Genomic DNA, 17,074 nt, shown 5'->3' on the forward strand with positions numbered 1-17,074 from the left:
CAGCTCCCGCAGCCCCCGCCCCCACGGAGGAGTCCTGATGCGCATCTTCGATCCCCACATCCACATGACCTCCCGCACCACCGACGACTATCGGGCGATGTACGACGCGGGCGTCCGCGCGCTCGTCGAACCCTCCTTCTGGCTCGGCCAGCCCCGCACCTCGCCCGCCAGCTTCTTCGACTACTTCGACGCGCTCCTCGGCTGGGAGCCCTTCCGCGCCTCCCAATACGGCATCGCGCACCACTGCACCCTCGCCCTCAACCCCAAGGAGGCGAACGACCCCCGCTGCACTCCCGTCCTGGACGCGCTGCCCCGCTATCTCGTGAAGGACGGCGTCGTCGCGGTGGGAGAGATCGGCTACGACTCGATGACACCGGCCGAGGACCACGCCCTGGCCGCCCAGCTCCAGCTCGCCGCCGACCACGGGCTGCCCGCGCTCGTCCACACCCCGCACCGCGACAAGCTCGCCGGACTGCACCGCACGATCGACGTCATCCGCGAATCGAACCTCCCCCCGGAGCACGTCCTCCTCGACCACCTCAACGAGACGACGGTGAAGGCCGCTGCCGACAGCGGCTGCTGGGCCGGGTTCTCCATCTACCCGGACACCAAGATGGACGAGGACCGGATGGTCACCATCCTCCGGAACCACGGCACCGAGAAGATGATCGTCAACTCGGCCGCCGACTGGGGGAAGAGCGACCCCCTCAAGACCCGCAAGGTCGCCGACGCCATGCTGAAGGCCGGCTTCACCGAGGACGACGTCGACCAGGTCCTGTGGCGCAACCCGGTCGCCTTCTACGGCCAGAGCGGCCGCCTCCAGCTCGACGTCCCGGCCCCCGATCAACTCCACGAGGGCAACTCCATCCTGCGCGGCGGGGAGTGAGGCGATGCGCTTCCGCCACCCGGACGGCTCGACGGTCCACCTCGCCTACTGCACCAACGTCCACCCGGCGGAAACCCTGGAGGGCGTCCGTGCCCAGCTCCGCGACCACTGCGAACCCGTCCGCCGCCGACTCGGCCGGGACCGGCTCGGCATCGGCCTCTGGCTCGCCCGGGACGCGGCCCGCACCCTGATCAACGACCCCGCCGAACTCCGCGCGCTGCGCGCCGAACTCGACAGCCGCGGCCTCGAAGTGGTCACCCTCAACGGCTTCCCCTACGAAGGGTTCGGCTCCGACGAGGTCAAGTACCGGGTCTACCGGCCGGACTGGACCGAACCCGACCGCCTCGCCCACACCACTGACCTCGCCCGCCTCCTGGCCGCCCTGCTCCCGGACGACGCCACCGAAGGCACCATCTCCACCCTGCCGCTCGCCTGGCGCACCCCCTACGACGGCGACCTCGGGGCGGCCCGCACCGCACGTGCCGCCCTCACCACACTCGCCCAGCGCCTCGACGCACTGGCCGAACTGACCGGCAAGTCCATCCGCGTCGGACTCGAACCGGAACCGGGCTGCACGGTCGAGACCACCGCCGACGCCATCGCCCCGCTCACCGACGTGGCCCACGACCGGATCGGCATCTGTGTCGACACCTGCCACCTCGCCACCTCCTTCGAGGACCCCGGCACCGCACTCGACGCACTGGCCGCCGCCGGCATCCGCGTCGTCAAGTCCCAGCTCTCCGCCGCCCTGCACGCCGACCACCCCCACCTGCCCGAGGTCCGCACCGCGCTCGCCGCGTTCGCCGAACCCCGCTTCCTGCACCAGACCCGCACGCGCACCGCCGCCGGACTGCGCGGCACCGACGACCTGGACGAAGCCGTCGCCGGCCGGGCGCTCCCGGACAGCACGCCCTGGCGCGCCCACTTCCACGTACCGCTCCACGCACCCCCGGCGCCCCCGCTGACCTCGACGCTGCCCGTGCTCCGCGACACGCTCGCCCGGCTCGTCGGCGGACCCGTGCCCCTGACCCGGCACCTGGAGGTGGAGACGTACACCTGGCAGGCACTGCCCGCCGAACTGCGTCCCCGCACCCGCACCCAGCTCGCCGACGGCATCGCCGCCGAACTCACCCTCGCCCGCGACCTCCTGGTCGACCTCGGCCTGAAGGAACTGCCATGACCGACGAAGCCGCCCCCGGCCCCACCCCCCTCCTGGTCCTCGACGTCGTCGGCCTCACCCCGCAGCTCCTGGCCCACATGCCGAACCTCCGGGCCATGGGGGAGCAGGGCGCGAAGGCACCGCTCTCCACCGTGCTGCCGGCTGTCACCTGCGCCGCCCAGTCGACCTTCCTCACCGGCACGATGCCCGCCGAGCACGGCATCGTCGCCAACGGCTGGTACTTCCGCGAGCTCGGCGACGTCCTGCTGTGGCGCCAGCACAACGGGCTCGTCGAGGGCGACAGACTGTGGGACGCGGCCCGCCGCGCCCACCCCGGCTACACCGTCGCCAACATCTGCTGGTGGTACGCGATGGGCGCCGACACCGACTGGACGGTCACCCCGCGCCCCGTCTACTACGCCGACGGCCGCAAGGAACCCGACTGCTACACCAGGCCCCCCGCCCTGCACGACGAACTGACCGACAAGCTCGGCACATTCCCCCTCTTCCACTTCTGGGGGCCCGGCGCCGACCTCGTCTCCTCCCAGTGGATCATCGACGCCACCCGGCACATCATCGCCACCCGCACCCCCGACCTCGCCCTCTGCTACCTGCCGCACCTCGACTACGACCTCCAGCGCTTCGGCCCCGACGACCCCCGCTCCCACCGGGCCGCCGCCGACCTCGACCGGGCCATGGCCCCGCTGCTGGCCGACGCCCGCGCCGAGGGACGTACCGTCGTCGCGCTCTCCGAATACGGCATCACCCGCGTCGACCGCCCCGTCGACATCAACCGTGCCCTGCGCCGGGCGGGCCTCCTGGAGGTCCACACCCAGGACGGCATGGAATACCTGGACCCGATGGCCTCCCGGGCCTTCGCCGTCGCCGACCACCAGCTCGCCCACGTCTACGTACGCCGGCCCGAGGACCTGGAAGCGACCAGGGCGGCCCTCGCGGACCTGCCGGGCATCGAGCAGCTCCTCGACGACGAGGGCAAGAAGGCGCACCACCTGGACCACCCCCGCTCCGGCGAACTGGTCGCCGTCGCGGAGAAGGACGCCTGGTTCACGTACTACTACTGGCTCGACGACGCCCGCGCCCCCGACTTCGCCCAGCTCGTCGAGATCCACCGCAAGCCCGGCTACGACCCCGTCGAGCTCTTCATGGACCCCCAGGACCCCTACGTCCGGGTCAAGGCCGTCTCGGCGGTCGCCCGCAAGAAGCTCGGCATGCGCTACCGCATGGCGGTCGTCCCCCTGGACCCCTCGCCTATTCGCGGCAGCCACGGCCGCCTCCCCGAGAGCGACGACGAAGGTCCGCTCATCCTCTGCTCCACCCCCCACGCGTTCCCCGACCGGGTCAGGGCCACCGAAGTAAAGGCCCTGCTCCTCCAGCTTGCCGGACTGCACTGACATTCCCCGTCACGCGCCCGGCACCGCACCATTCATCCCGTCAGGTCAGCAAGGGAGACACCCGAACATGAGCCGCACCCCCAAGGACACCGAACTCGCCCGCAGACTGAGCCGCCGCAACATCCTCGGTGTCGCCGCAGGAGCCACCGCCGCCACCATCATCGGCACGGCGAGCGCCCAGGCCGACAGCCGCGGTCAGGGACACGGCCACGGCAACGGTCACGGACATGACCACGGCCACGGTCACGGTCACGGCAAGGGCAAGCCCGTCCTGCCCCCCGGTCGCCTCGGCATCCAGCTCTACAGCCTCCGCGACCAGATCTCCACGCTGGGCTTCGCGCCGGTCTTCGCCGAACTGGAGAAGTACGGCTACGACGAGATCGAACTCGCGGGCTACACCCAGGGCTCGGCCGGTCCCATCACCCTGGCCCAGCTCAAGCGGCTGGCCCGGGACCACGGACTCAACCCGATCGGCAGCCACGTCGGCTACTACGACGACAACAACCCCGGCGCGTACACCTTCGCCCAGAACCTGGAGAAGGTCCTGGACGACGCCCAGGCGCTCGGCCTCAAGCACATCGGCACGGCCTCGGGCCCCTTCCGCTACGGCTCCACGGTCGACGGCTGGAAGCGGGCGGCGGAGGAGTTCAACATCTACGGGGCGGCCGCCCGCAAGCGCGGCATGAAGTTCTACCAGCACAACCACGCCGAGGAATTCTCCTTCGCGACCGACAAGCCGAACGTGCGTCTCTACGACGTTCTGCTCGAGGAGACCGACCCGGACCTCGTCTACCTGGAGATGGACATCTACTGGGCGTTCTGCGCCCAGTTCCGCTTCAGCAAGCGCGTGGACGGCAGCCCGGCCCCGCTCGACCCGCTGAAGTACGTCCTGAAGCACCCGAACCGCTACCCGCTCTTCCACGTCAAGGACGGGGTCCGCGACGAGACCACCCGCGACGGCTACCGCATGTCGGACGTGGGCGACGGGGACATCGACTACAAGACGTTCCTGTCCAAGGTCACCCGGCGCACCCACCACGGCCGGACCTACCACCACTGGCAGGCGGAGCACGACAACCCGGTCGAGTCGCTCGCGTTCGCCCGCAAGTCGAGCGAGCACCTGCACTCCCTGCGCGAGGGCCGCTGCGGCGACTGACGGGTGGAGCCCGGCCCGCCGGAGTCTCTCCGGCGGGCCGGGCTACCCGATTCCCTGCCGGTCCGGAAGCAGGGCGAACTCCCGGTCGGCCGACACCGGCACCGTGCGCTCCACGGTCTGGACGAGCAGCGCACGATGCCTGACCAGGGACCTCTTCCGGTCCTCGGGAACGAGCAGCAGCAGATCGTCCAGCCCGGCCATGAGCCGGCGCGACACCTGGGGACTGCCGGCGACACACCACCGGATCTCCTCGAAGGCGAGGTCGACCAGGTCCTCCCACTCCGGACCGTCCTGCACCAGGCGCACCCGCCCGTCCCGGTCCCGGTGGTGCACGGCCCCGAGCGGCAGGTGCGCCACGGCCGCCAGGAACTGCACGATCCGGTCCAGGCACTGCACGGCGGTGGTCGGATCGTTCACCGACGTCGACAGGGCCCGCAGCGCGATGTCCGCGAGCTGACGCAGCCCGAACGCCAGATCCTGGTGCAGGGTGCGCTCCACCGAGACGGAGACCGTGTACCGCAGCCGGTGCGGAGGCGGCACGGCCCCGCCATGGACGGCGAGCACCGGCGTCCCCGGCACCACGAAGTCCCCGATACGGGGAATGAGCCGCAGCACGACGTCCTGCCGCCGCGCGGCCCGGACCAGCCGCGCCGTATTCACGTCCCGCAGCACCCCGGCCCGCCCCTCGTGCATCACCCGCGCGGTCTCCGGCCCCGGCCCGTCCTCTCCCCGCGACCCCCTCGGCATCCGGCCCAGCACCCGCAACGAGTCGCGGGCGATCCGGTCGACGACCGGCCCCACCTGCATCAGCCGCAGCGTCGCGCTCACGTAGACGACGAAGAGCAGCAGGCTCAGCCCGAGCATCACCAGGATGAGCAGGCTCTGCACCAGCGGGACCGAGACCACCCGGCGCGGGTCGCTCTCGCTCTCGTAGGAGGAGAGCACCAGCAACGAGAAGAGGAACGTCGCCAGGAACACCGTCAGCGTGAGCTTGCTGATCCGGCTCCTGACGAAGATCCGCACCACCCGGGGCGTCAGCTGGCCGCTCGCCATCTGCACCGCGACCAGCGAGATGCTGAACACGACGCCGATGAACGTCATCATCGCCGAGCTGATCGTGGTCACGATCGTCTTCGCGTCCTGGGAGAACGCGATCAGCTCCCCCAGCTCGTCGTACGCCTCCTCCCGCTGGAGGAGCGTGACGATCGCGTCGTCCAGTTCGGTGGCGACCAGCCACAGGACGAACACGCAGACGAAACCCATGGTCGGGGCGAACCAGAACGTGTCGCGCAGATGCTCGCGCAGAGGGGACAGCGGACGGGGCCGGCGGTAGCCGCGATCACTCATGGACGCGAAGGTAGCCCCGGGACCTCCGAGGACCGGGGAGGCCGAGGTCCCACCGGCACGCCGCACCGCACTGACCACCGGATATACGGGTGAAGGGCGCGCCGAACCCCTGGTATTGTTTTCCATGTCGCCGCGGGGAACACACCGCGAACGACAGACACCTTGTCCGGGTGGCGGAATGGCAGACGCGCTAGCTTGAGGTGCTAGTGCCCTTTATCGGGCGTGGGGGTTCAAGTCCCCCCTCGGACACCAGCGGTCAACTGACCAAATAAAGCCGGTCAAAGCGACACTTTGTCGCTTTGACCGGCTTTGTTGTTGTGGTGGACGTGATCTGGCCCTCTGCGGGTTCGCAGGGGGCCAGATGTGTTTGTGCTGTTAAGGCGGGATGTGTGGGGTGGGGTGGGTCAGGCTTCTGGGGTGGTGTCGGGGAGGCCGCTGGAACCGAGGGCCCAGCCGACCTGGTCCGCCGTCGCGTCACGTCGACTCGGTGCGGGCCCTACCCGAGCGCCGACGGCGGCGGGACCCGTTTCAGATCCGCCAGGTGGGTGTCTACGACCTTTACGGCCCAGTCCGTGCCCTCATCCTCGCCCTGCCGGATCATGTGCAGAGCGAGCCCGTCCACCATCGCGTGCAGGCGCTCGGTCTCGCCCCGGACGTCCGCCGGGGCCACGCCCACTGCGCGTACCACCCGTTCGCAGAGGTCTCGCACGGCCTGGTGCGCCGTGCGGTGTGTCGCACGCAGGGCGCCGTCCGCCATCGCCGCCGTGCCGAGGACGACGGTGATCTCCATCTCCAGGCGCCGCGACTCGTCCATGGGCAGCAGTTCCAACAGGACCGCCCGCGCCCAGTTGGCGCCCGGCGCGATGGCGGCGACCCGCTCGGCCAGGCGCTCGACCACCAGCTCGTAGGCCCTGATCCGCAAGCTGGCCTGCGTCGGGAAGGTGTAGCGCAGCGAGCTCGGCGGAAGCCCCGCCTCGGCGGCGACCTTGCGCACCGACAGCGCCGGGATGCCGTCACGCACCAGAACTCTCCACGCCGCTTCCGTAACCCGGCGGTTGCGTTCATCGGTGTCGATCACACGAGGCATGACGCCATTGTCGCACGACTGTGCGACTACGTGCTACTGTCTTTTTGGCACAGTCGTACGAAAACATGGAGAGGAACGTGGACATGGCGTGGATCGTCTTGATCGCCTCCGCTGTGCTGGAGGCTGTCTGGGCCACCGCCCTGGGGATGTCCCAGGGATTTCGGCGGCCCGCCCCGACCGTCGTCTTCGCCGTCGCCATGACGCTGAGCATGGCGGGACTGGCCTATGCGATGACCTCGCTGCCCACTGGCACCGCTTACGCGGTGTGGGTCGGCATCGGTGCCGTCCTGACCGTCCTGGTCGCCGCCGCGCGGGGCCAGGAGAGGCTGACGCTTCTGCGCGCGGCCCTGCTGGCCGGCCTGATCGGCTGCGTCGTCGGACTGAAAGCGGTGAGCTGAATGCCCTGGTTGATTCTCTTCCTCAGTGCCGTGCTGGAGGCCGTATGGGCCACCGCGCTCGGCGCCAGTGACGGCCTCTCCAAGCCCGTCGCGAGCGTGGTGTTCTTCACCGCGTTGGTCCTGAGCATGATCGGCCTGTCGCGCGCCGCGAAGCACATCCCCATCGGCGTCGCCTATGCCGTGTGGACCGGCACCGGTGCCGCCCTCACTGTGACATGGGCCATGGCCACCGGCGGCGAGGCGGCGAGCACGCTCAAAGTGCTGTTCCTGATCGGCATCATCGGCTGCATCGCCGGACTCAAGCTGTCCAAGCCGAGCCCGACCGGCAACGCAGCCCGTCCCAGTGGCACGGAAGACCGACCCGACAGCGCCGCAGCACCGAACCGGACCCCTTGAGATCCGTCCCGGGCGACCAGGCGTGCACTGCCCGGTCGCCCGGGACGGCGAAAGCCGCCGGATGGATCCCGATGTGCCTCTCCGGGCACCCGGGCAAACTTTCAGGCTCTCGGTCCCGGGTCGACCGGGTGATCGGACAGGGCGTGGACGGTGACGTCCATCCACGGCCAGACCGGCAGCGACGAGATGACGGCGTGGAGTTCGGTGGGGTCCGCCGCGTGCCGCAGTCCCCAGTTCCCGGTCCGGCCGGGCACCCGCCACATGCTGACCAGCGTCCCGGACGCGGCGAGTTCGGCGGCGCGGCGGCGCTCGTCGTCGGAGACCTCAGGCCAGGTGATCCGGATGTTGACGAGGAATTCCATGGGACGCGTCCTGTTCCTGGTGGTGAGTGATTCCGGAGGCGGCCCGGCGGGGGAGGTGCGGGTCAGTCGCCGAACGGTTCGGCCGGGGTGCCGTGTTCGGTGATGACGGACTTTGTCGGAGGAACTCGGCGACGGCCTCGACGCCGTTCTCCCGGCCCCGGCCGGACTGTTTGTAGCCGCCGAACGGCACGCTCCAGTGCGGCAGCCGGTAGGTGCTCACCCAGACCACGCCCGCCTCCAGCCGTCGCGCCACCCGGTGCGCACGCGCCGCATCGCGGGGGCCGGAAGCCAGCGGCCAGGCCGTACTCGACGGAGTTGGCCAACGCGACCGCCTCGTCCTCCGTGTCGAAGGGGTGCACCGTGACGACCGGGCCGAAGACCTCCTCCCGGCAGACCGCGAGGTCGGGCGTGGCGTCGGCCAGCACGGTCGGCTCGTACCAGAAGCCCGCCTCTGCCGGAGCGGCGACGGTGGCCCGCTTTCCGCCGGTGACGGCTCGCGCCCCCTTCGCGAGGGCGTCGTCCACATACCCCTCGATCCGTTCCAGAGCCGCGGCCGAGGCCACCGGCCCGACGTGGGTGCGCGGATCGCGGGGGTCGCCGACCCGCAGCCGCCCGACCGCTTCCCCGTACCTGCGGAGTAACTCCTCGTACACCTCGCTCAGGACGAGGATCCGGGAGCCCGCGACACAGGTCTGACCGGCTGCGGAGAAGGCGCCCTGCCGGGCCGCGACAATGGCTGCGTCGAGGTCGCCGTCGGCGAAGACGATGTGCGCGGACTTGCCGCCCGCCTCGCAGACGTACTGCTTCATCCGCTCGGCGGCGCGCGCCCCAAGCCGGCGGCCCTCTACGGCGCCGCCGATGACAACGCCGATCACCCCGGGCGGGAACCCCGCCTCCAGGGCCAGTTCGGCCAGACGCACCGAGGAGGCCGGGGCGCGCGGCGGCTTGAGGATCACGGTGTTGCCTGCGGCCAGCGCCGGGTCGAGTTTCCAGGAGCCCGGGGAGAGCGCGCCGTTGAAGGGAGTGAGCGCGGCGACGACGCCCAGCGGTTCCAGGGTGATGAGCGCCCTCGCCGTGCCGCTGAGCGGACGGGAGACGTCCTCCATGGTCTCCGCCACGGCCGCGAAGTAGCGGTTCCAACGGGCCAGCGCGCCGACCTCGCCCCGGGTGGCGGTGAGGGGTTTGCCGTTCGCCCGGGTTTCCAGCAGCGCGAGTTCCTCGGTGTGCGCGACCAGCACATCGCCGAGGCGGTGGAGCAGGTCGGCGCGGGCGTGGGCGGGAAGCGCGCCCCAGGACGGGGCGAGGAAAGCGGTGCGGGCGGCCTCGCCGGCGGCAACGCATACGCCATGACTGACGGCAGATAACCGGGGAACCGATCTTGTTCGATCCGGGAACTGCCACTCCCGGTGGGGCTCATCGGTGCAGGCCAGAGGATTGTCTCGGTTGGCCACCAGCGGTCGATCGACCGAACAGAAGCCGGTTCCGGCGACACTTTGTCGCCGGGACCGGCTTCTTCGTGTCTCAGTTTGGCGGAACCGCCCCGTGATCGAGAAGGTGCTCCGCCGTGAAGCCCAGCAGCCTGCGCGCGGCCGAGGTGTCCACCGGCGCCGCCCGGCCCGGCAGCGGGCTCCGCAGCTCGGTGGTGGGGTGGTAGCGGCGCAGCAGTTCCTCGGTCGGGTACGGCACGATGATCTCGGGGGCGCAGACGTGGACCGCGTGCGCCGCGCGGCCGGGTACGTCCAGGGCCAGCAGCGCGGCCCGCGCCGCGTCGCGGACCTCCAGATACGTCCACAGGTCCCTTGCCCCCGCCGCCGGGTCGGCCGTGAGCCGGGCGGCGTGCGCGCGCAGCCGTTCCTCGTAGCCGCCCACGTACGGATAGCGCAGGCACACCACGCTCATCCCGTGCCGCCGCGCCATCATCCGCGCGGTCAGCTCGTCCACCTGCTTGGAGAGGCCGTACGGGTCGGCGACCTGGGAGGCCATGGCCTCGTCGACCGGAGCGTACGGCGGATGCGGGTCCTCGGCGTCCGTCCAGGGCAGGCCCGTGACGCCCCAGGAGCTTGCCACCGCGGCATGCCGGATCCCGGCCCGGCCGGCCTCCTCCAGGACGGTGAAGGTGGCGAGGCTGTTGCCCGCGAAGACCTCGTACGCGGTGTTGCGCTCGGGGGTCGGGATCGCTGCCAGGTGGATGACCGCGTCGGCGCCCTCCAGAGCCGCCCGCACGGCTGTCGCGTCCGTCGCGTCACCGGTCACGACGAGGCGTGCCGCGAGATCACCGGGATCGTCGAGGACCAGGGCGTTCGCCTCGATCCCGCGCTCGGCGAGCAGCGCGAGGACCGCCCGCCCGATCCGCCCGGCGGCCCCGGTGACCATCGCTCTTGCGACCATGCGGTCACTCTCCTGAGTCGGTGCTTCTACTGGTGGGCGCGCACGGCGACGATATGCGCCGCCGCTGCCCCGTTGGTGGCTTCGACGACGACCCGGATCGCCGCTGTGGTGACCGGCGCGGCCGGCGTGTGGATCCCGCGACGCCGCCGGTTGTCCTCCGCACGGGCGATGACGCGCCAGGCGCCGTCAGGATCCCGCGCCTCGACGCGGTAGTCGCGAAGGAGGGTGGGGAGGGTGTCGAAGGGGGTGCGGTGGTGGTGCAGATTGATCAGGTCCTCGTTGACGTCGTCGTCGGCGACGACCTCGATGCGGCCCAGGGTGACCGGTTCGGGCCAGGCCAGCTCCAGCCAGGGGGCCGCGTCGTCCGCCAGTGGTGCGGAGACCCACATGTGCGGTCCCGCGTACGGGCGGGCGTAGCCGTCGATGGCCCGGGCGGGGGAGTAGGCCGAGGTCTCTCCCGTACGGAAGCAGAAGGTGCGGCGCAGCAGCCCGCTGTCCGTCCACTCGCGCAGCGGCTGCGGCGATTCGTCCGTCGGGCGCAGCGGGACGCGGGTGAAGCACAGGACCCCGGGGGTCGGGCGGTCGGAGCGGTGCAGGGCGACGGCGTCGTTGGCGCGGACGACCAGGAAGGCGTTGCGCGGGGTCTCGGGAGACCAGTCCAGGCCGGTCTTGAGCCATTGCCGGGCGCCGGCGGGGACGGGCAGGGTGGTCGTGGCGACGAGCCGGCGCGGGACGTAGTTCTGGCCGAGTTCCGGGTCGTACAGATCGATGACGATCTCGGTGTCGCGGTCGGCGTCGACGAGCAGTTCCACCCCCGCGAGTTCCGGGTCGGCGGGGAGGACCAGTCCGGCGTCCGCCGCGAGGGGCCAGGGCTCGTCGGAGTCCTCGACCGCCAGGCTGCGCAAGGTGGACGACGCCGTGGCCGTCGCCCTCAGCGCCAGGTCCTCCGGGTCCGTCGAGGCGAGCCCGATGAGTGAGGCGTCCTCGTGCAGCAGCGCCCGGTGCAGGGTGGGTACGGGAAGTTCGCGCGGGGTGACGTCCCCGGCGGCGCAGAGGGCCGCCGCTGTGCCGGCCGCCTGGCCGATCGTGGCGCAGGTCGCCATGACGCGGGTCGAGCCGAAGGCCACATGGCTGGCGGAGATGTTGCGCCCGGCGAACAGCAGGTTCTCGGTGTTCACCGAGTAGAGGCTGCGGTACGGAATGTGGTAAATGCCGTCCGCGTAGAGCTGTTTGGCGCCTGCCTCGGTGGCGTACACGCCCTGCGGCGGATGCAGGTCGATGGACCAGCCGCCGAAGGCGACCCGGTCGGCGAACTCGGTCTGGCCGAGGATGTCGCCCTGGTGCAGGACGTAGTCGCCGAGGAAGCGCCGGTACTCCCGCTTGCCGGGGATCGAGCCGACCCACTCCAGGGTCATGTTCGCCGCGTCGAACTCGCCGGAGTTCTTGATGTGGTCCCAGATGCCGTGGATCACCGACCACAGCTCGTCGCGGATGCGTTCGTTGTCGTGGACGGTGTCGAGCTCGCCGCCGAACTCGATCCACCAGTACGCGCAGCCGTTGTCGCCCGCCTTGATGATGCGGCGCTGCGGGATGGAGGTCCGGGTGATGTCCTTGGCGAAGTCCGGCGGCACGAACTTGACCGGGTGGCCGGCGTCCTTCGTATAGAAGAGGAGGGTGGAGCCCAGGGTGATGTCGTCGGCCGTCTCCGGAGCCCACGGCTCGTCGTACTCGGCGCGCGACTCGCGGCCGATGCGGTGGTGGGCGCCCGCCAGGTGGCCGATGAGACCGTCGCCCGTGCAGTCGAGGAAGAGGGAGCTCTCGAAACGTATCCGCCGCTCCGACCCCATCATCCAGCCGGTCACCGAAGTGATCCGCCGCGCCTCGTCCGGGCCTTCCGCGTCGACCTCACGCACGTCGGTGTTGAGGTAGAGCGTGATGCCGGGCTCGGCGCGGACGGCGTCCAGGACCACGGCGTCCCAGTAGTAGGGGTTTCCGTCCGGGTTGCGGAACTGGTTCTCCACGAGCAGTTCGCCCATGATGCCGCCCTCACGGGCATGGTGGTTCTTGCCGTGCCCGGTCGCGCCGCACACCCAGACCCGGACCTCGCTGCTCGCGTTGCCGCCGAGCACCGGCCTGTTGTTGATCAGCGCGACGCTCCGGCCGAGCCGGGCCGCGGCGATCGCCGCGCAGACCCCGGCCAGGCCGCCGCCGACGACGGTGATGTCGTGCCGTGCGGTTTCGTTCCTCATGTCGTACGTCACTACTTCCAGTCGGGATTGGCGGCGAGTCCGTAGTAGATGCGCGGGGCGCCGTCGAGCGTGAGGGTGATCTTGCCGCCGGAGGCCTTCAGGGAGCGTTCCTGGCCGATGCAGTTCAGCTCCCGCACCGTTCCCTCGACCGCTCCCGAGTGGGCCACGACCGGGGTCCTGGTCGTCCAGGTGTCGATCCAGGGCTCCGGCGACGCGAACCAGGGGTCCTCGCCGTGCTCGGAGTTGAGGATGTAGCCGTCCTTGCGGCTCCAGAGGATCGACACCGGTCCGCCGGGCGTGGTGAAGAGGAGCCCCTTGACGTCCTTGTCCGCGAAGGCGAGGTGCCGGACGAACTCCGCTTCGTCCAGGACCCGGGCCGCGGTCGCGAACGCCAGGAGCGAGGGCTTGGCGCTGGTGTCGCGGTTCATCAGGCCGTAGTGGTACTCGGCGTTGGCGGGGTCGGCTTCCTGCGGGTGGTGGATCGTCGAGTCGTGCAGCTGGTACCAGTTGACGGCGCGCACGCCCTCGGCCTTGGCGAGTGCGAGGCTGAGCAGCGTGTTCTCGGCGGCGTGCCGGTAGGTGTCGCTCCACCACGCATTGGGCCGGGTCGGCGCGTACGCCTCGGTGAGCCACAGCTCCTTGTCGCCGCCGTACTCCTGAAGAACCTCCTTCGCCTTGCGCAGCGAGCCGAGGAAGTTCCAGTACGAGCCGGCCGAACCCTGCGTCCACTCCTCGGGCGGCGGGGCGAAGTCGGGCGTGAAGTTGCCGCGGCCGGGGTGGAAGGCGAAGGCGTCGATGAGGTCCCAGCCGCCCGCGTCGTGGAAGTTCTTCGTCCAGACGTAGTCCATGCCGCCCAGGCCGGCGTTCATGACCTTCATCCGCGAGCCCGCCGCGTCCAGGCGCGTGGTGACCTGGCGCAGCCCGTCCCGGACGTAGGCGTCGGCGCCGCGGCCCGACATCCAGGGCTGGTTGACCTCGTTGCTCACCTCGAAGTAGGCGGCCTCGGCGGCCAGGGCCTTGGCGACGTTCGTGTCGGCCCAGGCCGCGATCTGCTCCGCGCTGCCGCCCACGGGAATGCCGGACAGCTCCACGTTGTGCCCGATGCCGTTCGCGTCCAGCGTCGCGATGTCGATGCCCGGTGCGCCCGCGTAGGCGATACGGATCCACTTGATGCCGAGCGTCCTGACCAGGTCGAGTACGGCGTCCTTGCCGGGCTTGAGCAGCCACGGGTAGTTGGCGAGGCCGAACATCGACTCCTTGCCCGCCTTGTACGTGAACTCCGGGAGCACGCTCAGATTGGTGCGGGCCAGCGCGCTGTCACTGCCGCTGACCGCCTCCACCCCGGTGAACACGATGTTCTGCGACGGCGAGGTCACGGGAAAGGCGGCGTCCCAGGCGGCGCCCGCCGCGAGGCTCTTGACGAGCGTGCCGCCGGCGATCCTCTTGCCGCCGAAGTCGCGCGCCCACCACGTCAGGGTCACCTTCCGGTCGGCGGCGGAGCCGTTGACGACCTGCGCCTTGAGCGTCATCGTCTGCCCGGCCGCCTTGTACAGGTTGAACGGCTGGTCGGTCCACACCTCCACGCCCAGCGGCCTCCTGGCGGCGAGCGCTCCCGCCCCGCGCGGCCGCAGGTCGCCGAGGACCAGATCGGCCTCCGTGACCGCGGTGCCCGCGCCGGTCGGGACGCCCGGGGAGTGGATCCATGTGGCGTTGGTGTTCGCGGGGTTGGTGGACGGGAGGCAGAAGAAGCCCTTCGATCCCGCCCATGTCTCCACGTACGTGCCGCCCGCGTTGACCTCGTACGGGATGCCACCCCGGGCGTCCCGCTCCCAGACGGTCAGCGCCTCGTACGACTCCGGCGCGCTCGCCCCGTACACCGTGCGGGAGAACATGAAGCCGGCCGGTGTGAGCGTGCTGGAGCCGCCGACCTCCCACTTCATGTGCGCCTTGCGAGCGGTGACGTCGAAGGTGCCGCGCACCGTGATTCCGGGCGTGCCGCTCGCCATCGTGTACGTGACCTGGATCGCCGGCCGTCCGTCGGGGAGCGTGATCCGGGCGGGCGTGCCGCCGAAGGTGCGCTGCTGGCCGAGTGCGGAGTCCTTGAACATGAAGTGGCTGAGCAAGACGCGGTCGGCGCCCGCACCGTCCTGTACGAGGACGCTGCCGTCGCTGCGGCCGACCAGGGTGATGCCGTCGGCCTCGATGGTGACCGGATCCGCGGCGTACGCGGGAACGGTCGGCAACAGCGCGGCGCCGGTGGCGACGGCCGTGCCCTGGATGAACCTGCGGCGGGCGACTGGCATGGAGGTGCCCTTCTCTTGGTCGGGGTGTTCCGGATGCTCCGGATGTTCCGAAGCGGAAGGTGTGGTGCGGGAGCTGACCGCCGGGTTGTCGGCCCGGCCGGGGATCAGCCCTTGACTCCGGTGAAGCCGAGCCCGGCGACGATGTACTTCTGGCAGACGACGAAGACGAGCACCGGCGGGGCGACGGCGAGCACCATCGCGGCGATCAGCTGGTCCTGCGGCGCCTGCGTGGCGAGCTGGGCGAGCGCGACGCTGATCGGCTGCTTCTCGGGGTCGGTGATGGCCACCAGCGGCCAGATGAAGTCCTTCCAGGAGTGCATCACCGCGAGCAGACTGATCACGGCGAGCACCGGCTTGCTCATGGGCAGCACGATCTTGGTGAGCAGCTGCCGGGTACTGGCCCCGTCGACCCGCGCCGCGTCGAACAGCTCCTTCGGCAGGGCGTCGAAGAACTGCTTGGCGAGCAGCACCGTGAAGGCGTTCGTGCCGGCCGGCAGCCAGATCGCCCAGTAGGTGTCGCCCAGGTTGAGGTGGAGGAACGGGACATCGATCACGGTCATGAAGAGGCTGACCATGTTCACCGTGTACGGCACGAACATCGTGGCGAGGATCGCCCCGTAGACGACCTTGCCGAACTTCGGCCTGAGCACCGAGAGGGCGAAGCCCGCCGTGGCCGAGACGAAGAGCTGCACGAACCACGATCCGCCGACCACCAGGAAGGTGTTCATCAGATAGCGGCCGACGCTCAGATCGGTGTACGCCGTCGCGAAGTTGCCCAGGGCCGGCCGGTCCGGCCAGAGGGCCAGGGGCGCGGTGGTGAGCTCGGTGGGCGGTGAGACCGCCCCCTTGACCATCCAGTACAGCGGTCCGATGCCGATGAGCAGCAGCAGGATCAGGGTGAACACCTGGATGGAGCGCACCGCGGCGCGTACGCCGGGGCGCTGACGGTCGTTGGTGGAGACGAAGGTGGTGAGCGTGGTCATGACGTGCTCCAGCTGCGGGTGGCCCGCAGATAGACCGCGGAGAGCAGGGCGAGGGCGAGCACCATCAGGAAGGAGAGCGCGGCCGCCTGGCCGTACTCGCCGTCCTGGAAGGCGTACCGGAAGATCAGCAGCAGGACCGTGAGGGTGGAGTTCTCGGGTCCGCCGCCGGTGAAGACGTACGGCTCGGTGAAGACCTGCACCGTGTTGATCAGCTGCACGAGCAGCAACAGGCCGATCACGGAACGCAGCTGAGGCAGCATCACATGCCAGATCCGCCGCCAGATGCCGGCGCCGTCGACCTCGGCGGCCTCGTAGAGCTCGCCGGGGATGCCGACCATCGCCGCGAGGTAGATCAGGACGGCGCCGCCCATGCCCGCCCAGGTGGCCTCCAGGACCAGCGAGAGCATGGCGCTGTCGGAGGACTCCAGCCACGCGTACGGGCCGAGCCCGACCTTGCCGAGGACGTTGTTGAAGAGCCCGCTCCCGGGATCGTAGAACCACTTCCAGAGCAGGATCGCCACGACCGGCGGGATGACCACCGGCAGATACACCAGGAACCGGTAGACGCCCGCGCCGCGCCGCACCGTCGACATGATCGCGGCCAGGACGAGCGGCGCCGGGAAGCCGATCAGCACGCCCAGGACCACGAAGAACACGGTGTTCCCGACGGCGGTGCCGAGCAGGGGATCGTCGAAGAGCGTACGGAAGTTGTCCAGGCCGACCCAGACCGCGGGTTCGACGAGGTTGGTCCGCTGGAAGCTGAGCAGCAGGCTGCGCACGATCGGCCACCAGGCGAAGAGCCCGAAGATCAGCAGCGCGGGGACGAGGAACAGCCAGGCCGTGAACTGCTTGCGGGCGCCGGTGCCGCGCCGCCGCCTCGGCAGGGGGTGGGTCAGGGGCTCCTTGGACACGGCGGCCGGGCGCCGGGACGGAGTGAGCAGGGCCATG

General features: G+C 70.5%; 15 protein-coding genes, 1 tRNA gene and 1 pseudogene. 7 read left to right on the forward strand and 10 right to left on the reverse strand.

All coding sequences use genetic code 11. The features are described from left to right. Positions 1 to 37: 37 nt before the first annotated feature. The 4 genes from IE272_RS12305 (at position 38) to IE272_RS12320 (ending at position 4,613) form a co-directional block, all read left to right on the forward strand. Positions 38 to 886 (forward strand): TatD family hydrolase, encoded by an 849-nt coding sequence (locus IE272_RS12305; protein ID WP_097932419.1) that lies wholly within the window; start codon positions 38 to 40, stop codon positions 884 to 886. Between the two features lie 4 nt (positions 887 to 890). Further along, positions 891 to 2,066, forward strand: coding sequence for a metabolite traffic protein EboE (gene eboE / locus IE272_RS12310; protein WP_190006848.1), 1,176 nt, complete (start codon positions 891 to 893; stop codon positions 2,064 to 2,066). Beyond that, positions 2,063 to 3,457, forward strand: coding sequence for an alkaline phosphatase family protein (locus tag IE272_RS12315; protein WP_056705848.1), 1,395 nt, complete (start codon positions 2,063 to 2,065; stop codon positions 3,455 to 3,457). Before eboE ends, IE272_RS12315 begins: the two co-directional genes overlap by 4 nt. Positions 3,458 to 3,524: 67 nt before the next feature. Further along, positions 3,525 to 4,613: a sugar phosphate isomerase/epimerase family protein gene (locus IE272_RS12320; protein WP_050359149.1), complete on the forward strand. Its 1,089-nt coding sequence runs from the start codon at positions 3,525 to 3,527 to the stop codon at positions 4,611 to 4,613. A gap of 42 nt (positions 4,614 to 4,655) precedes the next feature. Here the strand turns inward: IE272_RS12320 and IE272_RS12325 are convergent, their stop codons facing one another. After that, positions 4,656 to 5,960 carry a DUF2254 domain-containing protein gene (locus tag IE272_RS12325; RefSeq protein ID WP_190006849.1) on the reverse strand — a complete coding sequence of 435 codons (1,305 nt, stop codon included), beginning with the start codon at positions 5,958 to 5,960 and terminating at the stop codon, positions 4,656 to 4,658. Between the two features lie 164 nt (positions 5,961 to 6,124). Here IE272_RS12325 and IE272_RS12330 point away from each other — a divergent pair. Further along, positions 6,125 to 6,212, forward strand: a tRNA-Leu gene (locus tag IE272_RS12330). Positions 6,213 to 6,456: 244 nt separating this feature from the next. Here the strand turns inward: IE272_RS12330 and IE272_RS12335 are convergent. Further along, positions 6,457 to 7,047 carry a TetR/AcrR family transcriptional regulator gene (locus IE272_RS12335; protein WP_190006850.1) on the reverse strand — a complete coding sequence of 197 codons (591 nt, stop codon included), beginning with the start codon at positions 7,045 to 7,047 and terminating at the stop codon, positions 6,457 to 6,459. An 83-nt stretch (positions 7,048 to 7,130) separates the two neighbouring features. Between IE272_RS12335 and IE272_RS12340 the strand changes: the two genes are divergently transcribed. Both IE272_RS12340 and IE272_RS12345 read left to right on the forward strand, forming a co-directional pair. Then, positions 7,131 to 7,445: a DMT family transporter gene (locus tag IE272_RS12340; RefSeq protein WP_032790916.1), complete on the forward strand. Its 315-nt coding sequence runs from the start codon at positions 7,131 to 7,133 to the stop codon at positions 7,443 to 7,445. Further along, positions 7,446 to 7,841 (forward strand): DMT family transporter, encoded by a 396-nt coding sequence (locus IE272_RS12345; protein ID WP_050359152.1) that lies wholly within the window; start codon positions 7,446 to 7,448, stop codon positions 7,839 to 7,841. It abuts the gene before it with no gap. A gap of 101 nt (positions 7,842 to 7,942) precedes the next feature. Here IE272_RS12345 and IE272_RS12350 read toward each other — a convergent pair whose 3' ends face one another. The 8 genes and pseudogenes from IE272_RS12350 to IE272_RS12380 all read right to left on the reverse strand — a co-directional run bounded on the left by IE272_RS12350 (position 7,943) and on the right by IE272_RS12380 (position 17,073). Next, the gene (locus tag IE272_RS12350) at positions 7,943 to 8,203 is read right to left on the reverse strand and encodes a muconolactone Delta-isomerase (RefSeq protein ID WP_190006851.1); all 261 of its coding nucleotides are present in this window, start codon (positions 8,201 to 8,203) and stop codon (positions 7,943 to 7,945) included. Beyond that, a complete protein-coding gene (locus IE272_RS39095; protein WP_268254166.1) occupies positions 8,166 to 8,456 on the reverse strand; it encodes an aldehyde dehydrogenase family protein in 291 nt (96 codons plus the stop codon). The genes IE272_RS12350 and IE272_RS39095 overlap by 38 nt, the downstream gene beginning before the upstream one ends. A gap of 94 nt (positions 8,457 to 8,550) precedes the next feature. Further along, positions 8,551 to 9,654: pseudogene (locus IE272_RS12355) on the reverse strand (aldehyde dehydrogenase family protein); the annotation flags it as partial. 70 nt (positions 9,655 to 9,724) lie between these two features. Next, positions 9,725 to 10,591 (reverse strand): NAD-dependent epimerase/dehydratase family protein, encoded by an 867-nt coding sequence (locus IE272_RS12360; protein WP_229897287.1) that lies wholly within the window; start codon positions 10,589 to 10,591, stop codon positions 9,725 to 9,727. Between the two features lie 26 nt (positions 10,592 to 10,617). After that, a complete protein-coding gene (locus IE272_RS12365; protein WP_190006852.1) occupies positions 10,618 to 12,840 on the reverse strand; it encodes an FAD-dependent oxidoreductase in 2,223 nt (740 codons plus the stop codon). Between the two features lie 11 nt (positions 12,841 to 12,851). Then, positions 12,852 to 15,143 (reverse strand): hypothetical protein, encoded by a 2,292-nt coding sequence (locus tag IE272_RS12370; protein WP_050359156.1) that lies wholly within the window; start codon positions 15,141 to 15,143, stop codon positions 12,852 to 12,854. Positions 15,144 to 15,247: 104 nt separating this feature from the next. Further along, positions 15,248 to 16,126, reverse strand: coding sequence for a carbohydrate ABC transporter permease (locus IE272_RS12375; protein ID WP_007448818.1), 879 nt, complete (start codon positions 16,124 to 16,126; stop codon positions 15,248 to 15,250). Beyond that, entirely contained in the window at positions 16,123 to 17,073 is a 951-nt protein-coding gene (locus tag IE272_RS12380) for a carbohydrate ABC transporter permease (protein ID WP_098893051.1), read from the reverse strand. Before IE272_RS12380 ends, IE272_RS12375 begins: the two co-directional genes overlap by 4 nt. Between the last annotated feature and the right edge of the window lies 1 nt (position 17,074).

Source organism: Streptomyces anulatus, from assembly GCF_014650675.1.
Classification (GTDB): Bacteria; Actinomycetota; Actinomycetes; order Streptomycetales; family Streptomycetaceae; genus Streptomyces; species Streptomyces anulatus.

Coding starts and splice junctions, on each gene's coding strand:
- IE272_RS12305 (WP_097932419.1), top strand. CDS start 38: ATGCGCATCTTCGATCCCCACATCCACATGACCTCCCGCACCACCGAC.
- eboE (WP_190006848.1), top strand. CDS start 891: ATGCGCTTCCGCCACCCGGACGGCTCGACGGTCCACCTCGCCTACTGC.
- IE272_RS12315 (WP_056705848.1), top strand. CDS start 2,063: ATGACCGACGAAGCCGCCCCCGGCCCCACCCCCCTCCTGGTCCTCGAC.
- IE272_RS12320 (WP_050359149.1), top strand. CDS start 3,525: ATGAGCCGCACCCCCAAGGACACCGAACTCGCCCGCAGACTGAGCCGC.
- IE272_RS12325 (WP_190006849.1), bottom strand. CDS start 5,960: ATGAGTGATCGCGGCTACCGCCGGCCCCGTCCGCTGTCCCCTCTGCGC.
- IE272_RS12335 (WP_190006850.1), bottom strand. CDS start 7,047: ATGCCTCGTGTGATCGACACCGATGAACGCAACCGCCGGGTTACGGAA.
- IE272_RS12340 (WP_032790916.1), top strand. CDS start 7,131: ATGGCGTGGATCGTCTTGATCGCCTCCGCTGTGCTGGAGGCTGTCTGG.
- IE272_RS12345 (WP_050359152.1), top strand. CDS start 7,446: ATGCCCTGGTTGATTCTCTTCCTCAGTGCCGTGCTGGAGGCCGTATGG.
- IE272_RS12350 (WP_190006851.1), bottom strand. CDS start 8,203: ATGGAATTCCTCGTCAACATCCGGATCACCTGGCCTGAGGTCTCCGAC.
- IE272_RS12360 (WP_229897287.1), bottom strand. CDS start 10,591: ATGGTCGCAAGAGCGATGGTCACCGGGGCCGCCGGGCGGATCGGGCGG.
- IE272_RS12365 (WP_190006852.1), bottom strand. CDS start 12,840: ATGAGGAACGAAACCGCACGGCACGACATCACCGTCGTCGGCGGCGGC.
- IE272_RS12370 (WP_050359156.1), bottom strand. CDS start 15,143: ATGCCAGTCGCCCGCCGCAGGTTCATCCAGGGCACGGCCGTCGCCACC.
- IE272_RS12375 (WP_007448818.1), bottom strand. CDS start 16,126: ATGACCACGCTCACCACCTTCGTCTCCACCAACGACCGTCAGCGCCCC.
- IE272_RS12380 (WP_098893051.1), bottom strand. CDS start 17,073: ATGGCCCTGCTCACTCCGTCCCGGCGCCCGGCCGCCGTGTCCAAGGAG.